The following is an 18,145-nucleotide window of genomic DNA, read 5'->3' as shown; positions in this document are numbered from 1 at the left end:
GTGGATTCCTGTACTCGATATTCGCTCTCCATTGCATCATATCCCGAACTCTGCACACCGATGCTCTACGCTGCAGGACACTGCATCAATCTTCATGCTGTGCCTGACTGTCGGGTCTCGCCTGATTGATTACCCGCTTGTGGAAAATCTCATCCTGTAGATTCGTAAGCTTATATTTTAATTAGTGAATTTTTGACTACTCACACCACCTTCATCAGCCTCAGCGCGTCGTAGATCGCCGCATGGGTATTGCGGGTCGCGACGGCGTCGCCAATGCGATAGAGCTGGAAGCTGCCCTCTGCTGCGCGCTCGGTGTGCTGCGGACTCGGGCCGTCCACCGGTTGGGCAAGGCCTGCGATCAGGGCGTCGTAGTCCACTGCCCCGCCGTTGCGCGAGTGGGGTTTGAGTTCGAAGTAAAGGTCTTCCATCGGACGGGCCCCGTAGTTGACGACAACCTGATCGACGAGACGCTGATCCGCGTAGGCGCCGGTGCCCTTGCCCTGCGCCACGGCGTCATCCAGGTAATCACTGCCGATATGGGCGATCAGCTGGCCATCTTCGCTGCGTGTGACGCTGCCGAGACGATAGGTCGGCGTGAAGGTGACGGCGAGACGCTGCAGACTGCGCATGTAGGGCACCAGGTTCATGGCCATGATTTCCGGCGCGAAGGTGCGGTCTGGCGTCATCATCTCGAGCCTGGCACCGGAGTTGGCGATCATCTCGGCGGCCTGTAGCGCAGCGTGATCCCCCGCATCATCGAACAGCAGCACATTGCGGCCAGGCGTGACATGGCCAGAGAGTATGTCCCAGCTGGAGACGACCAGCTCGCTGCCGACCTGCGGCATGTCTTCCTCGGGATAGCCACCGGTGGCGACGATAACGACATCGGGTTGCTCAGCCAGCACATCCTCGGCATCGGCGAAGACGTTGTAGCGCATCTCGACGCCGAGCGCCTCACAGCGACTGATGCGCCAATCGATGATGCCGATCATCTCGCGTCGCCGCTCGCTCTGGGCGGTGAGGCGAATCTGGCCACCCGGCTGGTCGGCCGCTTCCAGCACCACCACCTGATGCCCACGCTCACCGGCGACGCGCGCGGCCTCGAGCCCTGCCGGGCCCGCGCCAATGATCACGACCTTGCGGGTGACCTCGGCAGGCGCGATGTCATGCGGTTGCTCCAGCTCTCGCCCGGTCGCAGCGTTATGGATGCAGTAGGCGGAGCCGCCCTGATAGATGCGATCCAGACAATAGTTGGCCCCGACACAGGGGCGGATGGTCTCCTCCTGCCCGGCCATCAGCTTGCGCACGATGTGCGGGTCCGCCATGTGGGCGCGCGTCATGCCGACCATGTCGACCTTGCCGGTGGCGATGGCGTGACGGGCGGTGGCGATGTCCTGGATCTTGGCGCCGTGGAAGGTCGGGAAATCCATCGCCTCGCGAATCTGCCCCGCGAAGTCGAGATGCGGCGCACTGGCCATGCCCTGGATCGGTATGACATCGGTAAGGCCCGCATCAGTGTCGATATGGCCGCGTACCACATTGAGAAAATCGACCTGATCGCTATCGCGCAGCAGGCGCGAGATCTCCAGGCCCTCGCTGGCATCCAGCCCGCCACTCAGACACTCATCGCCGGTGTAGCGAACGCCGACGATGAATTCGCTGCCCACTCGAGCGCGAATGGCGCTCAACACTTCCATGGTGAAGCGCAGACGATTTTCGAGACTGCCGCCGTAGGGCCCCTCCAGGGTGTTGGTGAGCGGTGACCAGAACTGGTCCATCAGATGGCCATAGGCCTGCAGCTCGATACCGTCGAGGCCGGCTGCCTGCATGCGCTCAGCGGCGTCGGCGTAGTCCTGGATCAGCCGTGCGATATCCCAGTCCTCGACCCGCTTGGGAAAGGCGCGGTGCGCCGCCTCGCGACGATGGGACGCCGAGACCGCTGGCAACCAGTCGGCCTTGTCCCAGCGCGTGCGGCGTCCCAGATGCGTGAGCTGGATCATCACCGCGGTACCGTGCTCGTGACAGGCATCGGTCAGCTCGCTGAGCCAGGGCACCACCTCATCGCGATACGCCAGGAGGTTGTTGAACACCGGCGGGCTGTCCTTTGCCACCGAGGCAGAACCCGCCGTCATGGTCAGGGCAATGCCGGCGCGCGCCCGCTCCTCGTGATAGGCGCGGTAGCGCGCCTTGGGCATGCCATCTTCCGGATAGGCAGGCTCGTGGGAGGTCATCATCAAGCGATTCTTGAGGGTCAGATGCTTGAGCGTGAACGGCGTGAGCAGCGGGTCCTGAGCCATGTGGCCTCCTGATGAGCAGAGCGAGAACAGGGGTGTCTTTATTGCGTACACCTGTGTACATACGCTGACTATAGTCCTAGGCTTCAGACCATGCGTCGCCGGACACGCCGTTCTCGCCCGCCTGACGCAGCCAGACTCGTCGCTGTCGCAAACAGCATGCTCTTGGCGTCATCACACGATTTACCTCACATCAGCCCCACCATCCCCCGCCTTTCAGGAGACCGCCCATGCCAGAGTCCCAAAGCGTCCCCCGGGCCAGTGACGGCGCCCAGGCTGCCGGGCGCGGCAAGGCCGAAGACTGGCTGGAGGCCGCCTATCAGCAGCTGTTGCTCGGTGGCGTAGACTCGGTACGCGTTCTGACGCTGGCCAAGACATTGGGACTGTCTCGCACCAGCTTCTACTGGAGCTTCAAGGACCGCGATGCCCTGCTCGCGGCCTTGCTCGCCCGATGGGATACTCACAATACTGCTGGCTTAATCGGGCGCTGCGAGCAATACGCCGCCACGGTGGTGGAAGCCATGCTCAATGTCTTCGACTGCTGGCTGGATGAATCGCTGTTCGATTCCCGCTTCGAGCTGGCGATCCGCAACTGGGCTTCTCAGAACGCGGAGGTCGCCGCTGCCGTCGCCCTCGCTGATCAGGCACGCATTCAAGCGCTGACCAGCATGCTGGTGCGCTACGGCCAGCCCGAGCAACTCGCCAACGTGCGGGCGCGCACCACTTACCTGACCCAGATCGGCTATCTGTCGATGCGCACTCAGGAAAGCGTCAGCGAGCGCATCAGCCGTGTCGCCGAGTATGTCGAGGTCTTCGTCGGCGAGCGCTGCGAGCCTCAGGAGCTGGCACGCTTTGCGGCGCGACACCCGGCCTGAAAGGACAAAGCCCCGCCAGGGAGATTGGCGGGGGCTTCATGAGTGCGTCACTCTGCGAAGGCAAGACACAAGATGAAAGACAGAAGGCTGACTATTGACTCGCCCGCAACCAGTCATCCAGAAGCTGGCGTTCGGCATCGGTCATCTGGGTCATGTTGGCCAGCGGCATACTCTTGTCGACCACCGTGCGCTGATGGATACGCATGGCCTGACGCTTGATGTCCTCCCAGCCATTGAAGGCCACGCCGGCTGCCGGGGCCGTCAAACCGATCAAGTTCGGCGTATCACTGTGACAGCCGGCGCAGCGTTGCTCGACGATATGGCTGACCTTGTCTCGCAGGGCCTGATTCTCCCCCAGGCCCTGGTTGACCGCAGCGCTGCTGGCCGTGACAGATGCTGAAGACGCTGTAGTCTGGGCGGTCGCAGGCGCCGTCTGTGAGCGCGGTGCGCAGAGCAGAATCACGCCGATCAACGCCAACACTGCCCCCGCGGGAACCCACAGGCGCTTGACGCCCTTGTGGTGATCCACCGTGGCGATGCGGATCAGACCGCCCGTCACCAGCAGCAGCAGAATGACGCCCAGGCGATAGTCATTGGCATACAGCAGCGGATAGTGGTTGCTGATCATCATCAGCACCGCAGGCAGCGTGATGAAGGTGTTGTGCACCGAGCGCTGCTTGGCGCGCTGCCCGTGGATCGGGTCCGGCGTTTCCCCACGCTTGGCAGCAGCCAGCAGGGCCTTCTGACCCGGGATGATCACATTGAAGACGTTGCCCGCCATGATGCTGCCCATCAGCGCGCCCATCAGCAGGAAGGCGGCACGCCCCGAGAACAGTTCGGTCGCGACCCAGGCCGCCAGCGTCAGCCAAACACCGACCGCGACGAACAGCGCCCCGGCATGGCGCTTGAAGGGACTGCGACACAGCGCCTCGTAGCCCAGCCAGCCGCCGACGAGCACACCCAGAGCGCTGCACACGGCGAGCGTGCCGCTCATCTCGAAGACGCGCGGGTCGATCAGGTAAGCGTGCGGCTGCAGCAGGTAGATCAGCGTGAAAAGTCCCATCCCGGACAGCCAGGTGACATAGGCCTCCCACTTGAACCAGTGGATCTCGCTGGGTAGCCGTTCGCTGACCCCATCATGACGAAAAAGATGATAGAGACCGCCACCATGCACCGCCCATAGCTCGCCGCCGGGGCGGCCATCGATTGCATGAGTGGCAGGCTGTCGCCGGTTGTCGAGCCAGATGAAGAAGAACGATGCGCCGATCCAGGCGATCCCCGCCATGACATGCAGCCAGCGTGTCAGCAGCATCGCCCAATCGAGAAGATATGCGCTCATGCCGGCTCCTTAGCTGCCGCGGTAGACACTGTAGGCCCACGGAGTGACCAGCAGCGGAATGTGATAATGGCCACTGGCCTCGAGGGTGAACTCGACCGGCACGCGGCCGAGCATGCCCTGGCCCACCGCGCGGCTGGCAAAGTAATCCCCGACCTGAAACGTCAGACGATAGACGCCGGAGAGATCAGCGGGAGCGTCGGCTTCCTCAAGCAGCGGCGCATCGAGACGCCCATCGGCATTGGTCGTGACCTGCGCGATCTCGTGAAAGTGACCCTGCGCATCCTGGCGCTCCAGGCTGATATGCACACCGCTGGCAGCGATGCCTTCGGCCTGATTGAGCACATGCGTCGTCAGTCTAGGCATGGCGATTTCCTGTTCTTGTGTGGATGTGGCGGGTACGGCTGGGCCCTGTAAGACGGGGGCCTGTACAAATGAAGCCCTGCGAAAGACGGCCGTGTTTCGGTTTTCTGGCTTGCTCTGTTCTGGCCTGCCGTCAGCGGTTGGTGGTATTGCACCCGATGAGTGCATTGCTGCATTCTGACCGATCGGTCAAGGTGCAGGCCGTATCACCCGATGACAGACGCCGCTCGGCGCCGTCAGGCAAGCCGGTGGCGATACAGCCTTGTCGTCAACCACTGGCATGGCGATGCAACGTGTGACACAGCGTTGGTCAGACGCGTTGCCAGCGACGGCATGCGCCTTGCAAGCTGATGATTCCGTGAGCTTTTCACCCCCCTCTCTGGAGCAAGGCGCATGCCAATCGAGACCCCAATGCACTATCTGGTGATGCTGGACACGCTCAACGCCCTGCCACCCGAGGCGCTGGCACGACGCTTTAGTGGTCTCTATGAGCACTCGGACTGGGTGGTGGAGCGCGCCGCGGCAGAGCGCCCGTTCGCGAGCATGGAAGTCCTGCTGACGGCGTGTGCCAATGCGGTACGCCAGGCCAATGATGACGAACGCCACCAATTGATTCTGGCCCATCCTGAGCTGGCTGCCGGCAAGCTGGAGACCCTGACGCCCGCCTCGCAAGGCGAGCAGCATGGCGCAGGCCTCGATCAGCTCGATGACGCCACCCGTGAACTTTTCCTGGCTGCCAATGCCAACTACCAGGCGCGCCACGGCATTCCGTTCATCATCTGCGTCAAGGGCCACAGCGCCACCAGCATTCTCGAGGAACTGGAGCGCCGCCTGCCGCAACCCACCGAGGCGGAATACCAGGAGGCTCTGGCCCAGATAAATGCGATCGCCGCAGTGCGCCTGCCGGGACTGCTCGAGGCCGGCTGACCCACACCGCAGTGGCCACCAGCACGCTCTGGCCTTCAGGTGGCGTCTTGCACGTGCCTGGCGGCCACGGCCTCGATACTGGCGATCAGTGCCGCCAGGGCCTTGGCGACATCGTCTTCGGTCACCGCCTCCAGCGGATGGTGACTGATACCGCGCTCGCAGCGCAGGAACAGCATGCCCACCGGACACAGATGACTGACCGCCATGGCGTCATGCCCGGCACCACTCGGCAGCTGGAATGGCGCCTGACCGATGGCCGCGATACCGGCATCGACGGCCTGCATCAATCCCTCGTCACAGGCCACGGCATCGGCCACATGCGTCTGTTCACAGTGAAAGGTGAGGCCCCGTCGCGCCGCGATTCTGTGCGCCACATTCAAGAGTTCATCCAGCGCACGATCACGCTGCGCATCGTCCAGCGCGCGGATATCCAGACTCAACGCCGCCCCCCCGGGGATGACATTCACCGCCCCGGGACGCAGCTCGCAACAGCCCACGGTCGCGACCAGTGAGTGGTCCGCCATGTCAGCGCGCTTGCCCGCCTGGACATCACGCGCCAGCGATTCCACCGCCAGTGTCCACTCTGCCGCCGCACACAGCGCATCCTGACGCAGTGCCATCGGCGTGGTGCCGGCATGTCCCGCCTGGCCAACGAAGTTGACCGCGAAGCGTCGCGCACCGGCGATACCGGTCACGGTGCCCAGCGCCAGCTTCTCGGCTTCCAGCACCGGGCCCTGCTCGATATGCACTTCCAGATAGCCCAGCGGCGGATTCGCCTGCAGGCTGGCCCCGGCGGCCGTCTGCCCGGAAAGCCCGAAGCGTTCGAGCGCGTCGCCAAGCGGGATGCCCTCCTCATCCTCCACCCGCTCCCAGTCCGACTGCCAGCGTCCGGCGATGGCATGACTGCCGAGCAGGGTCGCACCGAAGCGGGTGCCCTCTTCATCACCGAAACCGACCACTTCCAGCGCAAAGGGCAAGCTCTGCTCGCCGGCATCGGCGCACTGCCTGAAATGCGTCAAGGCGGCCACGCCGAGCAGGACACCAAGAATGCCGTCATAACGGCCGGCGTCCGGCACGCTGTCCAGATGCGAGCCGATCACCAGTCGCGGCACACCGGCTTCGCTGTCAGCGGCAGCGGTGAGAGCGGGTGGACACCAGCGGCCCCAGAGATTGCCGGCGCCATCCTGCCAGCTGCGCAGACCGGCAGCCTTGAGCCAGCCAGCCGTGGTGGCATTGGCGGCGGCGTGTTCCGGCGTCAGATAGCGGCGATCGATCCCGCTGTCGCTGCGCGAGATCGCCGCCAGGGTGTCGCAGGCGGCCAGCACATCGGCGGCCGTTTCCAGCGGCGCGGTGGCGTCAGGGGGTATGGATCCGGCATCGCTCATGACTGACCTCCCGTGCTGGGATTGGCACGACCATTGGCCGCCTGACCCTGATGCTCCTGATAGAAGTCCAGCGCGGCGCCGACGCCACCACCGGCCACAGTATTCACGCCACCCCGGCGCAGAGTCTGTTCCAGCGCCGCCAGCGTGGTCAGCACGGTATCGCGACGCGCGTTGTAGCCCATCACGCCGAGACGCCAGACCTTGCCATGCAGCGGGCCGAAGCTGGTGCCGATCTCGATGCCGAAATCCTCCAGCATGCTGCGGCGAAGGCCATCGCCATCCAGGCCGTCGGGAATCATCACCGCGCTGACGTTGTTCATGCGGTGGGCCTGGTCGCCGAACAGCGCAAGTCCCAACCCCTTCAAGCCCTCGACCATCGCCTGACCATGCAGCGCATGGCGCGCGATGGCGTTGTCCATGCCCTCATTGAGCAGCAGGCGCGCGCACTCACGTGCGCCATACAGCATGCTGGTGGCTTCGGTGTGGTGATTGAGGCGCAGCTCACCCCAGTAATCGAGCACCATGGAGAGATCGAAATAGTTGGAGCGGATGCGTGCGCCCGGCTCCGCCAGTCGATCCGCCCCGCTACTGATACCTGCCTCGACATGACGACGCGAATGCACCACCTCCACTGCACGCGGCGACAGCGTCAACGGCGAGCTGCCTGACGGTCCCGCCAGACACTTCTGCAAGCCTGCGGTGACGGCGTCCAGTCCCCACTCATCGGTCTTGAGAGGATTGCCCGCCAGCGAGGCCGTGGCATCGCTGTAGAACAGCACGCCTTCGCGGCGACAGATGGCGCCGATGTCTTCCAGCGGCTGGCACATGGTGGTCGAGGTATCGCCCTGCACCAGCGCCAGCACACTGGGCTTGACCTCGCGAATGGCGGCTTCGATCTGCTCCGGGCGGAACACCTGGCCCCACTCGCATTCCAGCGTATGAACCTCGGCACCGCAGCGCTCGGCGATCTCGCGCAGCAGATGACCGAAACGGCCGAAGATCGGCACCAGCACACGCTCCCCCGGCTGGATCAGCGAGACCAGCACCGCCTCGATACCGGCACGCGAGGTGCCATCGATCAACAGGGTGGCATCATTGGTGGTCTCGAAGACGCCGCGATAAAGCTGCATCGTCTCGTTCATGTAGTGCGTCATCGCTGGGTCGTACTGGCCGATCAAGGGAGCGGAAAGCGCTCGCAATACACGCGGGTCCGCATTGATCGGACCGGGGCCCATCAGCAGGCGCTGGGGAGGATGAATCTGGTCAAAGGTCGGGCTCACGGTCGCTCCTCGTGCAGCAGGGCATGGAATGCGGGAAGACTCGCCAACTCGCCGAGCCTCATGCCCAGACAACTGCAACAAGTGCGCCAGAATTTCAGAAATGAAACAAATGTTGAATTACCGGTGTATTTGACGGGCGCCACCTCCCTGTCATGGCGTGGGCATCGAGGGGCAAAAGGCAATCAGGCAACCTGATAACCGAATGACAGAAAGGCACCTCGGCAAAAGACGGCATGGCTCTAGGATAACGCTATAATCTTGCTGACCACACTGACCGGTGTCGCTCTGACGGTGCATGCCTTGCCTGGCAGGCACCATGGCAGGGCATGAATGAGCGGAATCGACGCTTTCATTACCTGTTTCATGCGCCGGCGCTCACTGCCCGAGGCTGAACTCGCCACATGAGTCTGTTATACAAGGAGGTATCGGATGAGTGAGGGTTGCCTCATCCGACCTGATCATCGCTGCCGGAGAGCTACATGACGCTGGAACAACGCCTGGAACGAGCAACACAACTGGCCAGACAGGCTGGTGAACGTATGGTGCAAGCGCGCGAGGAACAGGGTTTCGCGCACCATTACAAGAAAGGCGATGAGCTGGTCACCGACATCGACGTGGCGATCGATACCTTCCTGGCGGAAGCGCTCGAAGCCGAATTTCCCGAGGATGCGCGCCTTACCGAAGAGCTGTCGCCCGAGCGGGACGTGATCGGTACCAAGGGTGGCCTGTGGGTGATCGACCCCATCGACGGTACCGTCAATTTTGCCCATGGCCTGCGCCATGTCGCCGTGTCCATCGCCTGGTGCGAGCGTGGCAAGATCCAGATGGGGGTCGTGCATGCGCCCTTCCTCGGCGAGACCTTCACCGCCATCCGCGGCAAGGGGGCCTGGCTCAACGGCGAGAGCATCTCGGTCAGCGAGACCGATGAGATGAGCCGTGCGCTGGTCGCGACCGGCTTCCCCTACAACCGTGACAGCCGTCCGCCGCTGCTCAAGCGCCTCTCGGCCATGCTGCTGGTCTGCCAGGATGTGCGCCGCAACGGCAGTGCCGCGCTGGATCTCTGTGATGTGGCGTGCGGACGCCTGGATGCCTATTACGAAAGCGTCTCCCCCTGGGACTTTGCGGCGGGCCTTCTGATCGCGCGAGAAGCCGGCGCACGCACGGGGCACCTGTATCGCTGTCCGGACGGCATCCCTGATGAGCTTTATGGCGAGAATATCGTGGTAGCCTCGCCGGGATTGCATGCCCCGCTCAAGCGCCTGCTGGAGGAGGCCGACGCCAGTTCAGGGCTGCCGGGGCTGTAGGGAAGGCACTTGGTAAAGTGCTGGGTAGAAGACTGTAGTGACGCGACTGTGATGACATGACTTTCATGACGTGACTTTAATGACAGACTGCCGCTGCAATACGCAAGAGCCCCGCCAATTGGCGGGGCTCTGTGTTTCTGGCTGGCTGACACTCGGCATCAATCGCCCAGGTTACCGCCCTTCTTCTTGCCCTTGGCGGCCGACTTGCTAGACGCCTTGCGAGAGTCTTTACTGGCGGAAGGCTTGCTCGCCGGTTTCTTGTCAGCGCCGCCCGCTTTCTTGCTGGCAGGCTTGGCGGCTGGATTGCTGGCCGCCTCCCCTTTGGCGCTGGCCTTGCCGGTGGCAGCACCTTGAGGCGCGGTGGCGGTTGATTCAGCCTCAGCAGCCTTGGCGGCGGCTGGCGACACCGTCGGCTCCTTGAGCAGGCTCAGGCGTTGGCCGATTTCCTGCCACAGGCTGCGATAGCTGACGGCCGGTGAGCTGTTGCGCGAGAAAGTCCCGATGGGCTTGCGCTCGATTCCCATACGCTCGACCACGCTGGAATACGGGATATAGCCACTGAGTTGCAACGGATAATCCTGCTTGAGCGATTCCATCACATCCTTGTGCAATGTCTTGCGGCGATCCACCAGAGTGAAGAACGGCCAGACGGGCACATCGAGATCGATCTCGGCCAGATAGGCGTTCAATTGCTCCAGGGTACGCAGCGACAGAACCGTGGGAATGATCGGCGCCAGCAGAGTATCGGCAGCGGCGAAGACCTGCTCGGAAAGACTGGAAATGCTCGGCGGACAATCAAGGATGACGAGGTCGTAGTCATCGCGTACCGGCTTGAGGACCTTGCGCAGTCGGGTTCGCTTCTCTTCCTCGAGTATGTGGTCAAGATTGCGGTAGGAGAATTCCGCCGGCAGGACATCCAGGTTCTGATAATCCGTGGAACGGATCACTCGGGACATGTCCTGCTTGCCGCTGATCAGCTTCTCGACCCCGCCCTTCAACTTGGGCTTGGTACGCACGTAGAAGGTCGCAGCGGCCTGCGGATCAAGATCCCACAGCAACACACGCAGGCCACTGTTGGCGGCACAATGCGCCAGATTGATGGCAGAAGCAGTCTTGCCCACGCCCCCTTTGATGCTGTACACCGCAGCGATTTTCATGGCTCCCTCCCGTCATTCCAGTTTGTGCAACGTTAGCACAATCCGGCGCCATAACCCTGACTGACAACGGCGAAACGAGAGAAAATGATATGACAGTTTTATGTCAAACAGGCTCTCGCTCATCGACCAGGCCGCGCTTGAGCAACTGATTCGTGAGGCGATTGAGCAACAATCCGTACATCGGCAGGAACAGCAATATCGAGATGGCCAGCTTGATCGCGTAATCCACCCAGGCGATCTCGATCCAGTGAGCCGCCATGAAGGCATCGGGCCCGTTGCGGAACGCCACCGAGAAGAAGGCAAAGGTGTCAGCGAGATTGCCGAACAATGTCGACGCCAGCGGCGCGATCCACCAGTGGGCATTGCGACGCAGACGATCAAACACCTGAATGTCGAGCAACTGACCGATCACATAGGCAATGAAGCTTGCCAGCGCGATACGGGCCACGAACAGATTGAAGTCAGCCAGCGCCTCTACTCCGGCAAAGCTGCCCGCCTGAAACATCACCGACACCATGTAGCTGACCAACAGCGCCGGCAGCATGACCAGTGCAATGATGCGCCGCGCCTGATACTTGCCGAACAGACGAACCGTCAGATCCGTTGCCAGGAAGATGAACGGGAAACTGAAGGCGCCCCAGGTGGTATGGAAGCCGAACAGGGTCATCGGCAACTGCACCAGGTAATTGCTGGCGGTGATGATGAGGATGTGAAACAGGGCCAGGGCGACGAGTGCGCGCTGCGTCTGGGCAGACGAGAGGAGTAGCATTGCAGGTCCTTTTTGGATCAAAGCCGTCGTCCAGGGGTGAGGGAACCCTGTCACGAGCGTGTTGAGGTTTGCGTCGTCGATGCTGACATCACTGCCATCGACTGGCATTCGGCCGCTGACGCCTAGGCGCAACGATTGAGCACTGCTGGCAAGCGGCAGCCGACATGCTCCACTGACAACCGCAGGGAGGCTTGCACATCGTCAGAACGCAAAATGGCCGCGCATCGTATCACGATGCGCGGCCATTGACAGGTGCCTGCGGGGAAAATCTGGCCAGATGATCAGGCCGTCAGTCTCCCCCGGTGCCGCTTACGTTGCAAAGAAAGCGAGTCTCAGAGTCACTTCTTCCAGATGCTGGCATCGACCTTGCCCTTGAGCTCCGGGAACTGCTCTGGATCAAAGGTCGGCTCCTTGCCGGCCTTATGCTGACGGTCGTAATCCTTGAAGATACGGAAGGCCAGCGGCGACAGCAGCAGGATGGCGATCAGGTTGATCAAGGCCATCGCGCCCATCGACAGATCAGCGAAGTTCCAGATGTTCTTCAGGCTGGCGACAGCGCCGAGCATGACCATGCCGAGCACGGCGAAGCGGTAGACCATGACGACGGCCTTGGCGTTCTTCTTGCCGGCGATGTACTCGATATTGGACTCGCCATAGGAGTAGTTCGCCACCAGCGAGGTGAAGGCGAACAGCAGAATGGCGATCGCCACGAAGCCGCCCCCCCAGCTACCGACCTGAGAAGACAGCGCCACTTGGGTGATCTGGATGCCGTCATTGCCGCCATCGTTGCCCAGGGTGCCACTCATGATGATGATGGCCGCGGTCGCAGTGCAGATGACCAGGGTGTCGATGAACACGCCCAGCATCTGGACGAAGCCCTGGGACGCCGGATGCTTGGTGGTCGCCATTGCGGCGGCGTTCGGGGCGGAACCCATACCCGCTTCGTTGGAGAACAGACCTCGCTTGATGCCATTCATCATCGCCTGGGCGATGGTGTAGCCCAGCGCGCCACCTGCGGCCTGCTCAAGACCGAAGGCACTGCGGAAGATGGTACCCAGCGCCGCCGGCAGCTCGGTGATGTTGATGGCGACGACGAAGATGGCCAGCAGCAGATAGAGCAGTGCCATGATCGGCACGATCAGCTCAGCGGTGCGCGTGACGCGCTTCATGCCACCGAAGATGATCGGCACCATGACCACGACCAGCACCACACCCATGATCCACGGCGGCACGCTGAAGGCCTGCTCCATGGCCAACGCAATGGAGTTGGACTGCACGGAGTTGAAGGCCAGACCGAAGGCGATGATCAGACAGACGGAGAACAGGATGGCCATCCAGCGCTGACCGAGGCCCTTCTCGATGTAATAGGCCGGACCACCACGGAAGGTATTGTCATCGTGGGAGACCTTGTAGGCCTGCGCCAGGGTGGACTCGATGAAACTGGTGGACATGCCGACCAGCGCCGTCATCCACATCCAGAAGATGGCGCCCGGGCCACCCAGGGAAATCGCCACGGCGACACCGGCGAGGTTACCGGTACCGACGCGCGCCGCCAGAGAAGTGGCCAGCGCCTGGAAGGAAGAGATACCCCCTTCACTGCCCTGACGAGATGTGGCCAGCAGCTTCCACATGTGTCTGAAATAACGGAACTGGATACCCTTGGTCATGACCGTGAAGAAGAGACCCGCTCCGATGAGCAGGTAAATCAATACACTGCCCCACAGCAGGCCATTGCCTGCATCGATCAACGCCAGAATCGGCGCTGGAATGATGGACGTTGTTTCCGACATGTCGGTCTCGCTTTGGCGGGTTTTTGGTCTTGTCGACGCTGCCAGGGCAACGGAAAGCCCATGACTTTCCTGCGACTGACAGCGAGCAACCACTACGATAGGGCTGCTCGACATGCTTTGGTGAGCGCCATTCTTCATATCCCACGGGGATAAGCAAGAAGAGCCCACTGTGTAGCGGTCTTCTGCGCCCGAATTCTAGGGGAAAAATAGCGCAATGACGGTGTTTTTCACTGCGATCTAGACTTTAGGTGAACACGGTAATGTTTCACGTCTTGTTTGGCTCGGGCATAATGCGCCCCCTTCCGGAAGTCGCCGCCTGCCAGTGGCGGCCCAGGACTTGTCGAGCGCAGGCTCGCGACTCATCGATTGCCGTTGCGCAACGGCGATCCCGTGAGTGTGCGCTGCGATCAGGCGGTGCAACTCCCTGACACCCACGCACCATAACCGCCATCACGGCACCCGGTAGCGCGCTTTGTCCCGGCGCCTGCCTTTGATTACAGGTGATACATGGAATTGACCAGCTACGCGGCGTCCCCGCTTTCGCTGCTCGCCCCGATCATAGCCATCGGTCTCGCAATACTGACACGTCGTGTCATGCTCTCCCTCGGGCTGGGTATCGTGTCAGGCGCCCTGCTGCTGAATGATTTCTCGCCGCTCGTCACGCTGCACTATCTCTGGCAACAGCTGGTTGCCGTCTTCATCGAGATACCGGACAGCGGTCAGCTTGCCGATGCCAGCCTCAACAGCTGGAATGTCTATATCCTGCTGTTCCTGCTTGCACTGGGTGCCATGGTTGGCGTGATCACGCTGGCAGGCGGCACCCGTGCCTTCGGCAACTGGGCGCGGGCGCGAGTCACTACCCGCCGTGGCTCGCAGCTGATGACCGTGCTGCTGGGGGTATTCATCTTCATCGATGATTATTTCAATAGCCTGGCCGTGGGCAACATCTGTCGTCCACTGACCGATCGTCAGGGGCTGTCGCGCGCGCGCCTGGCCTATCTGATCGACTCCACCGCCGCGCCCGTCTGCGTGCTGACGCCGATCTCCAGCTGGGGTGCCTACATCATCAGCCTGATCGCCGGTATTCTGGCGACCCACCACATCACGGATGTCAGCCCGTTCGGTGCCTTCCTCGAGCTATCCGCCTTCAACTACTACGCGATTGCGGCGCTGGTGCTGGTGATCGCCTCCGCCTGGTTCGACATCAACTTCGGTGCCATGCGCCGTCATGCCATCGCGGCGCGCGACGGTGAGCTTTTCGATGCCAAGCGCGGCAATCCGCCGGGCAACACCCACGTGGAAGAGTCCGAGCGTGGCCGCCCGATGGACCTGCTGATCCCGATCATCGTGCTGGTCATCGCGACCTTCTTCATGATCGTGCAGACCGGCGCCAGCGCACTGGCCGCCGAGGGTGAGGCCTTCGGCCTGATTCGCGCCTTTGAACTGACGGATGTCGCCAAATCGCTGATCATCGGCGGCGCCATCGGTCTGCTGGCTGCGGTAGCGATGCTGCTGCGGCATCGCATGGGCGCTGGTCGCAGCCTGTGCGCCATCGCCCAAGGCGCCAGCTCCATGCTGCCGGCCGTCTATATCCTCGTCTTCGCTTGGTTGCTGACCGGCATCATCGGCTCTCTGGGGACCGGTCAGTACCTGGCCACGCTGGTCGAGGGCGTCGTGTCTCCGACCTGGCTGCCGATGCTGCTGTTCGTGCTCTCCGGCCTGATGGCCTTTGCCACCGGCACCAGCTGGGGCACCTTCGGCATCATGCTGCCCATCGCCGGTGACATGGCGGCCGCCACCGAGCTCGCCATGATGCTGCCGATGATGGGGGCGGTGCTGGCCGGCTCCGTGTTCGGGGATCACTGCTCGCCGATTTCCGACACCACCATCCTGTCCTCGACGGGTGCCAGCTGCCACCATATCGATCACGTGATCACCCAGTTGCCCTACGCCCTACTGGGTGCCGCGATCTCGCTGATCGCCTACCTGGTGATGGGCGTGACCGACAGCACCCTGTTCGGCTGGTTGAGCCTGGCGGGCCTGCTGGTCATCAGCATTGCATGGCTTGCACGACGCGAGATGGCCGATCCGGTCGTGGCACGCACGTGATGCAATAAATGCTGCCTTGCTGAAAAAGCCCCCGCCATGTCTCATGGCGGGGGCTTTTGCCTTGTTGGAGCAGCACGGACCGCGTCATGCGTCCGCGATATCACTGCATCGGCTCATGCGCCTCGATTCATGCGCTACGTGCCTCCCTCGCCTGACCGACGCCGGCCTCGCTCAGCGCCTCACGCACATCTTCCAGGCTTGAGGGGTCATCTATCGTCGAGGGCACCTGGTATTTCTCGCCCGCGGCGATCTGACGGATCATCTTGCGCAGTATCTTGCCTGAGCGCGTCTTGGGCAGGCGCTCGACGACCAGCACCTCCTTGAGCGAGGCAAAGGCCCCGATTTCCTCGCGTATCCGCTGGGCAAGCTCGGCGCACAGGCTGGCTTCATCCCCTTGCCAGCCATCCTTGAGAATCACCAGTCCCAACGGCATCTCGCCCTTGAGCGAATCCTCGATGCCAATCACCGCGCATTCCGCGATCGCGGCGTGTGCACCGAGCACCTGCTCCATCTCGCCCGTCGACAGACGGTGCCCCGCCACGTTGATGACATCATCAATGCGTCCCATCACGAACAGATAGCCCTGCTCATCGAAGTAGCCGCCATCACCGGACAGGTAATAGCCGGGGTAGGCGGCAAGATAGGCAGAATGGAAGCGTCCGGGATCCTGATAGAGTCCGGTCAGGCAGCCCGGCGGCAGCGGTTGGCGTAACACGACATTGCCCTGCTCTCCCGTGGGCACCTCATCTCCCATGCCATCGAGAATCTGCACATTGAAGCCCGGCAACGGCCAGGTGGCACTACCGGCACGTGCCTCGACCGGCGCCGTCACCTCGCGACTGCCTTCGGTGAGCATGTCCAGCCCCAAAAGGTTGCCGGCGATGGGCCAGCCGGTTTCGGTCTGCCACCAATGATCGACGACCGGCACCGGCAAGAGGTCGGCGAGCCAGTGATAGGTCGGCGGGTCCAGTCGCTCTCCGGCCAGAAACAGACTGCGCAGGCTGGAAAGGTCGTAGTTGGCCATATGACTGGCTTCCGGGTCTTCCTTCTTCATGGCGCGGAACGCCGTGGGCGCGGTGAAGAAGCAGTTGATGCGGTATTCCTCGATCAAGCGCCAGAAGGCTCCGGCATCCGGTGTCTTGACCGGCTTGCCTTCATACATGACGGTACTGGCCCCCATCAGCAGCGGGCCATAGATGATATAGGAGTGGCCGACGACCCAGCCGATGTCCGAGGCCGCCATGAAGGTATCGCCGGGACGGGTCGCATAGAGAAGCTCCATTGAATAATGCAGCGCCACGGCGTAGCCGGCGTGATCACGCACCACTCCCTTGGGCTTGCCAGTCGTGCCGGAGGTATAGAGGACATAGAGAGGTTCGCTGCCCAGCATGCTGACCGCTTCAGTGGCCTGGGCGCTGGCCAGACATTCATGCCAATCATGATCGCGCGGCCCAAGTGTCGCCCGCTGCTGTTCACGCTGCAGGATCAGACAGGCTTGCGGGGTCTGCTCAGCAAGCTCGATGGCCTCATCCAGCCAGGGCTTGTAGGGAATGATGCGATCGACTTCCACCCCGCAGGACGCTGCCATGATCACCTTGGGCGCGGCGTCATCGATGCGTACCGCCAGCTCCTTGGGGGAAAAGCCGCCGAAGACCACTGAGTGCACCGCCCCGAGACGTGCACAGGCCAGCATCGCCATCATGGTCTCGGCGACCATCGGCATGTAGAGCACGACACGGTCGCCCTTCTCCACCCCGAGATCACGCAACGCCCCCGCCAGCAGGGCTACCTCATCACGCAGCTCACGAAACGTGTACTGCCGCTTGCTCTGGGTGACCGGCGAATCCCAGTACAACGCGACCTGATCCGCGCGCCCATTGGCGACGTGATGATCCAGCGCGGCATGGCAGATGTTCATCTCGCCATCGATGAACCAGCGAGCATGCTGTTGCTCATCCCAGGCCAGAATGGTCTGCGGCGGGCGAAACCAGGCGATGCGTTGCGCCTGCTCAGCCCAGAAGTCTTCTGGCGTCTCGTTGGCTCTTGCCGTCAGAGCTAGATAACGCTCGCGTGCACAGGAGTGATTGGCGTCGGGCATGGCGTACCTCGTGATCCACGAATGGCTTTGTGGACATCTCTTGCCTGTCCTGACGCAAGGCCTTGTCCCCGGGGCCCGTTGACCGGACCTCTTTTCATGTCGTCGTTGATGTCGCTCGCCAACGACGATGCGACAGACGACGATGGAGGAAGGACAGGCAGGACAGAGATGCCTGAACCGATAGTTACGTTGAAACCTTAGGCCAAAAATCGCCTTTCAAACCTGCTCAGCTCACCGTTTTCAGCGTCTGATGGTCTTAGACTCAATCCTTGGTCGCAGACGAGCTGACAGCGTGAAAGGCGTCATTCGTGCAATAAAACATACGCTTGAACGCGGTCTCACAGCAGATGCGACAAAAAGTCAAAGCCTGAGAACGACAAAGTCGATGATTTATCGTTTAAGATTGTCTTGGACATAGCAGGCGGAGTTATTGATCATTCACTAAAACAAGGTTAGGT

The 18,145-nt window shown here is 62.1% G+C and carries 13 protein-coding genes; 4 read left to right on the top strand and 9 right to left on the bottom strand.

The annotated features are described in order from the left end of the window. Positions 1-200 precede the first annotated feature (200 nt). Positions 201-2,297, bottom strand: a complete 2,097-nt coding sequence (locus AC5WNJ_RS07800) for an oxidoreductase (RefSeq protein ID WP_495930930.1) — start codon at positions 2,295-2,297, stop codon at positions 201-203. 227 nt (positions 2,298-2,524) lie between these two features. Here AC5WNJ_RS07800 and AC5WNJ_RS07795 point away from each other — a divergent pair, with 227 nt between their 5' ends. Then, the gene (locus AC5WNJ_RS07795; protein WP_176676996.1) at positions 2,525-3,169 is read left to right on the top strand and encodes a TetR family transcriptional regulator; all 645 of its coding nucleotides are present in this window, start codon (positions 2,525-2,527) and stop codon (positions 3,167-3,169) included. A 91-nt stretch (positions 3,170-3,260) separates the two neighbouring features. On the opposite strand, the gene AC5WNJ_RS07790 is transcribed toward AC5WNJ_RS07795, so the two are convergent. Beyond that, positions 3,261-4,508: a urate hydroxylase PuuD gene (locus AC5WNJ_RS07790; RefSeq protein ID WP_495930929.1), complete on the bottom strand. Its 1,248-nt coding sequence runs from the start codon at positions 4,506-4,508 to the stop codon at positions 3,261-3,263. A 9-nt stretch (positions 4,509-4,517) separates the two neighbouring features. Then, the gene (gene uraH, locus AC5WNJ_RS07785; protein ID WP_176676994.1) at positions 4,518-4,871 is read right to left on the bottom strand and encodes a hydroxyisourate hydrolase; all 354 of its coding nucleotides are present in this window, start codon (positions 4,869-4,871) and stop codon (positions 4,518-4,520) included. 390 nt (positions 4,872-5,261) lie between these two features. On the opposite strand from uraH, the gene uraD reads away from it, so the two are divergent. Then, entirely contained in the window at positions 5,262-5,795 is a 534-nt protein-coding gene (uraD, locus tag AC5WNJ_RS07780) for a 2-oxo-4-hydroxy-4-carboxy-5-ureidoimidazoline decarboxylase (protein WP_495930928.1), read from the top strand. A gap of 35 nt (positions 5,796-5,830) precedes the next feature. On the opposite strand, the gene AC5WNJ_RS07775 is transcribed toward uraD, so the two are convergent. Together AC5WNJ_RS07775 and AC5WNJ_RS07770 are read right to left on the bottom strand one after the other, a co-directional pair. Further along, entirely contained in the window at positions 5,831-7,180 is a 1,350-nt protein-coding gene (locus AC5WNJ_RS07775) for an allantoate amidohydrolase (protein WP_495930927.1), read from the bottom strand. After that, positions 7,177-8,460, bottom strand: coding sequence for a pyridoxal-phosphate-dependent aminotransferase family protein (locus AC5WNJ_RS07770; RefSeq protein ID WP_495930926.1), 1,284 nt, complete (start codon positions 8,458-8,460; stop codon positions 7,177-7,179). Before AC5WNJ_RS07770 ends, AC5WNJ_RS07775 begins: the two co-directional genes overlap by 4 nt. Before the next feature lie 479 nt (positions 8,461-8,939). Here AC5WNJ_RS07770 and AC5WNJ_RS07765 point away from each other — a divergent pair, with 479 nt between their 5' ends. Beyond that, positions 8,940-9,764, top strand: coding sequence for an inositol monophosphatase family protein (locus AC5WNJ_RS07765; protein WP_495930925.1), 825 nt, complete (start codon positions 8,940-8,942; stop codon positions 9,762-9,764). Positions 9,765-9,922: 158 nt separating this feature from the next. Here AC5WNJ_RS07765 and AC5WNJ_RS07760 read toward each other — a convergent pair whose 3' ends face one another. The 3 genes from AC5WNJ_RS07760 to AC5WNJ_RS07750 form a co-directional block, all read right to left on the bottom strand. Further along, the gene (locus AC5WNJ_RS07760) at positions 9,923-10,921 is read right to left on the bottom strand and encodes a ParA family protein (protein WP_495930924.1); all 999 of its coding nucleotides are present in this window, start codon (positions 10,919-10,921) and stop codon (positions 9,923-9,925) included. 103 nt (positions 10,922-11,024) lie between these two features. Continuing rightward, complete coding sequence (locus AC5WNJ_RS07755) at positions 11,025-11,690, bottom strand: 7-cyano-7-deazaguanine/7-aminomethyl-7-deazaguanine transporter (RefSeq protein WP_215824349.1); 666 nt, start codon at positions 11,688-11,690, stop codon at positions 11,025-11,027. A 338-nt stretch (positions 11,691-12,028) separates the two neighbouring features. Beyond that, on the bottom strand, positions 12,029-13,480 hold the full coding sequence (locus AC5WNJ_RS07750) for an alanine/glycine:cation symporter family protein (protein ID WP_253064656.1): 1,452 nt from the start codon (positions 13,478-13,480) through the stop codon (positions 12,029-12,031). A gap of 507 nt (positions 13,481-13,987) precedes the next feature. Here AC5WNJ_RS07750 and AC5WNJ_RS07745 point away from each other — a divergent pair. Further along, the gene (locus AC5WNJ_RS07745; protein ID WP_495930923.1) at positions 13,988-15,589 is read left to right on the top strand and encodes a Na+/H+ antiporter NhaC family protein; all 1,602 of its coding nucleotides are present in this window, start codon (positions 13,988-13,990) and stop codon (positions 15,587-15,589) included. 127 nt (positions 15,590-15,716) lie between these two features. Here AC5WNJ_RS07745 and AC5WNJ_RS07740 read toward each other — a convergent pair whose 3' ends face one another. Beyond that, on the bottom strand, positions 15,717-17,687 hold the full coding sequence (locus tag AC5WNJ_RS07740) for an AMP-binding protein (RefSeq protein ID WP_495930922.1): 1,971 nt from the start codon (positions 17,685-17,687) through the stop codon (positions 15,717-15,719). Positions 17,688-18,145 lie beyond the last annotated feature (458 nt).

Source organism: Cobetia sp. PDI-23MA (assembly GCF_059507735.1).
This window is presented reverse-complemented; position numbering and strand designations above follow the sequence as displayed.

Bases quoted from the DNA above. Each gene is read 5' to 3' on its own strand.
- AC5WNJ_RS07800 (WP_495930930.1), bottom strand. From the start codon at position 2,297: ATGGCTCAGGACCCGCTGCTCACGCCGTTCACGCTCAAGCATCTGACC.
- AC5WNJ_RS07795 (WP_176676996.1), top strand. From the start codon at position 2,525: ATGCCAGAGTCCCAAAGCGTCCCCCGGGCCAGTGACGGCGCCCAGGCT.
- AC5WNJ_RS07790 (WP_495930929.1), bottom strand. From the start codon at position 4,508: ATGAGCGCATATCTTCTCGATTGGGCGATGCTGCTGACACGCTGGCTG.
- uraH (WP_176676994.1), bottom strand. From the start codon at position 4,871: ATGCCTAGACTGACGACGCATGTGCTCAATCAGGCCGAAGGCATCGCT.
- uraD (WP_495930928.1), top strand. From the start codon at position 5,262: ATGCCAATCGAGACCCCAATGCACTATCTGGTGATGCTGGACACGCTC.
- AC5WNJ_RS07775 (WP_495930927.1), bottom strand. From the start codon at position 7,180: ATGAGCGATGCCGGATCCATACCCCCTGACGCCACCGCGCCGCTGGAA.
- AC5WNJ_RS07765 (WP_495930925.1), top strand. From the start codon at position 8,940: ATGACGCTGGAACAACGCCTGGAACGAGCAACACAACTGGCCAGACAG.
- AC5WNJ_RS07760 (WP_495930924.1), bottom strand. From the start codon at position 10,921: ATGAAAATCGCTGCGGTGTACAGCATCAAAGGGGGCGTGGGCAAGACT.
- AC5WNJ_RS07755 (WP_215824349.1), bottom strand. From the start codon at position 11,690: ATGCTACTCCTCTCGTCTGCCCAGACGCAGCGCGCACTCGTCGCCCTG.
- AC5WNJ_RS07750 (WP_253064656.1), bottom strand. From the start codon at position 13,480: ATGTCGGAAACAACGTCCATCATTCCAGCGCCGATTCTGGCGTTGATC.
- AC5WNJ_RS07745 (WP_495930923.1), top strand. From the start codon at position 13,988: ATGGAATTGACCAGCTACGCGGCGTCCCCGCTTTCGCTGCTCGCCCCG.
- AC5WNJ_RS07740 (WP_495930922.1), bottom strand. From the start codon at position 17,687: ATGCCCGACGCCAATCACTCCTGTGCACGCGAGCGTTATCTAGCTCTG.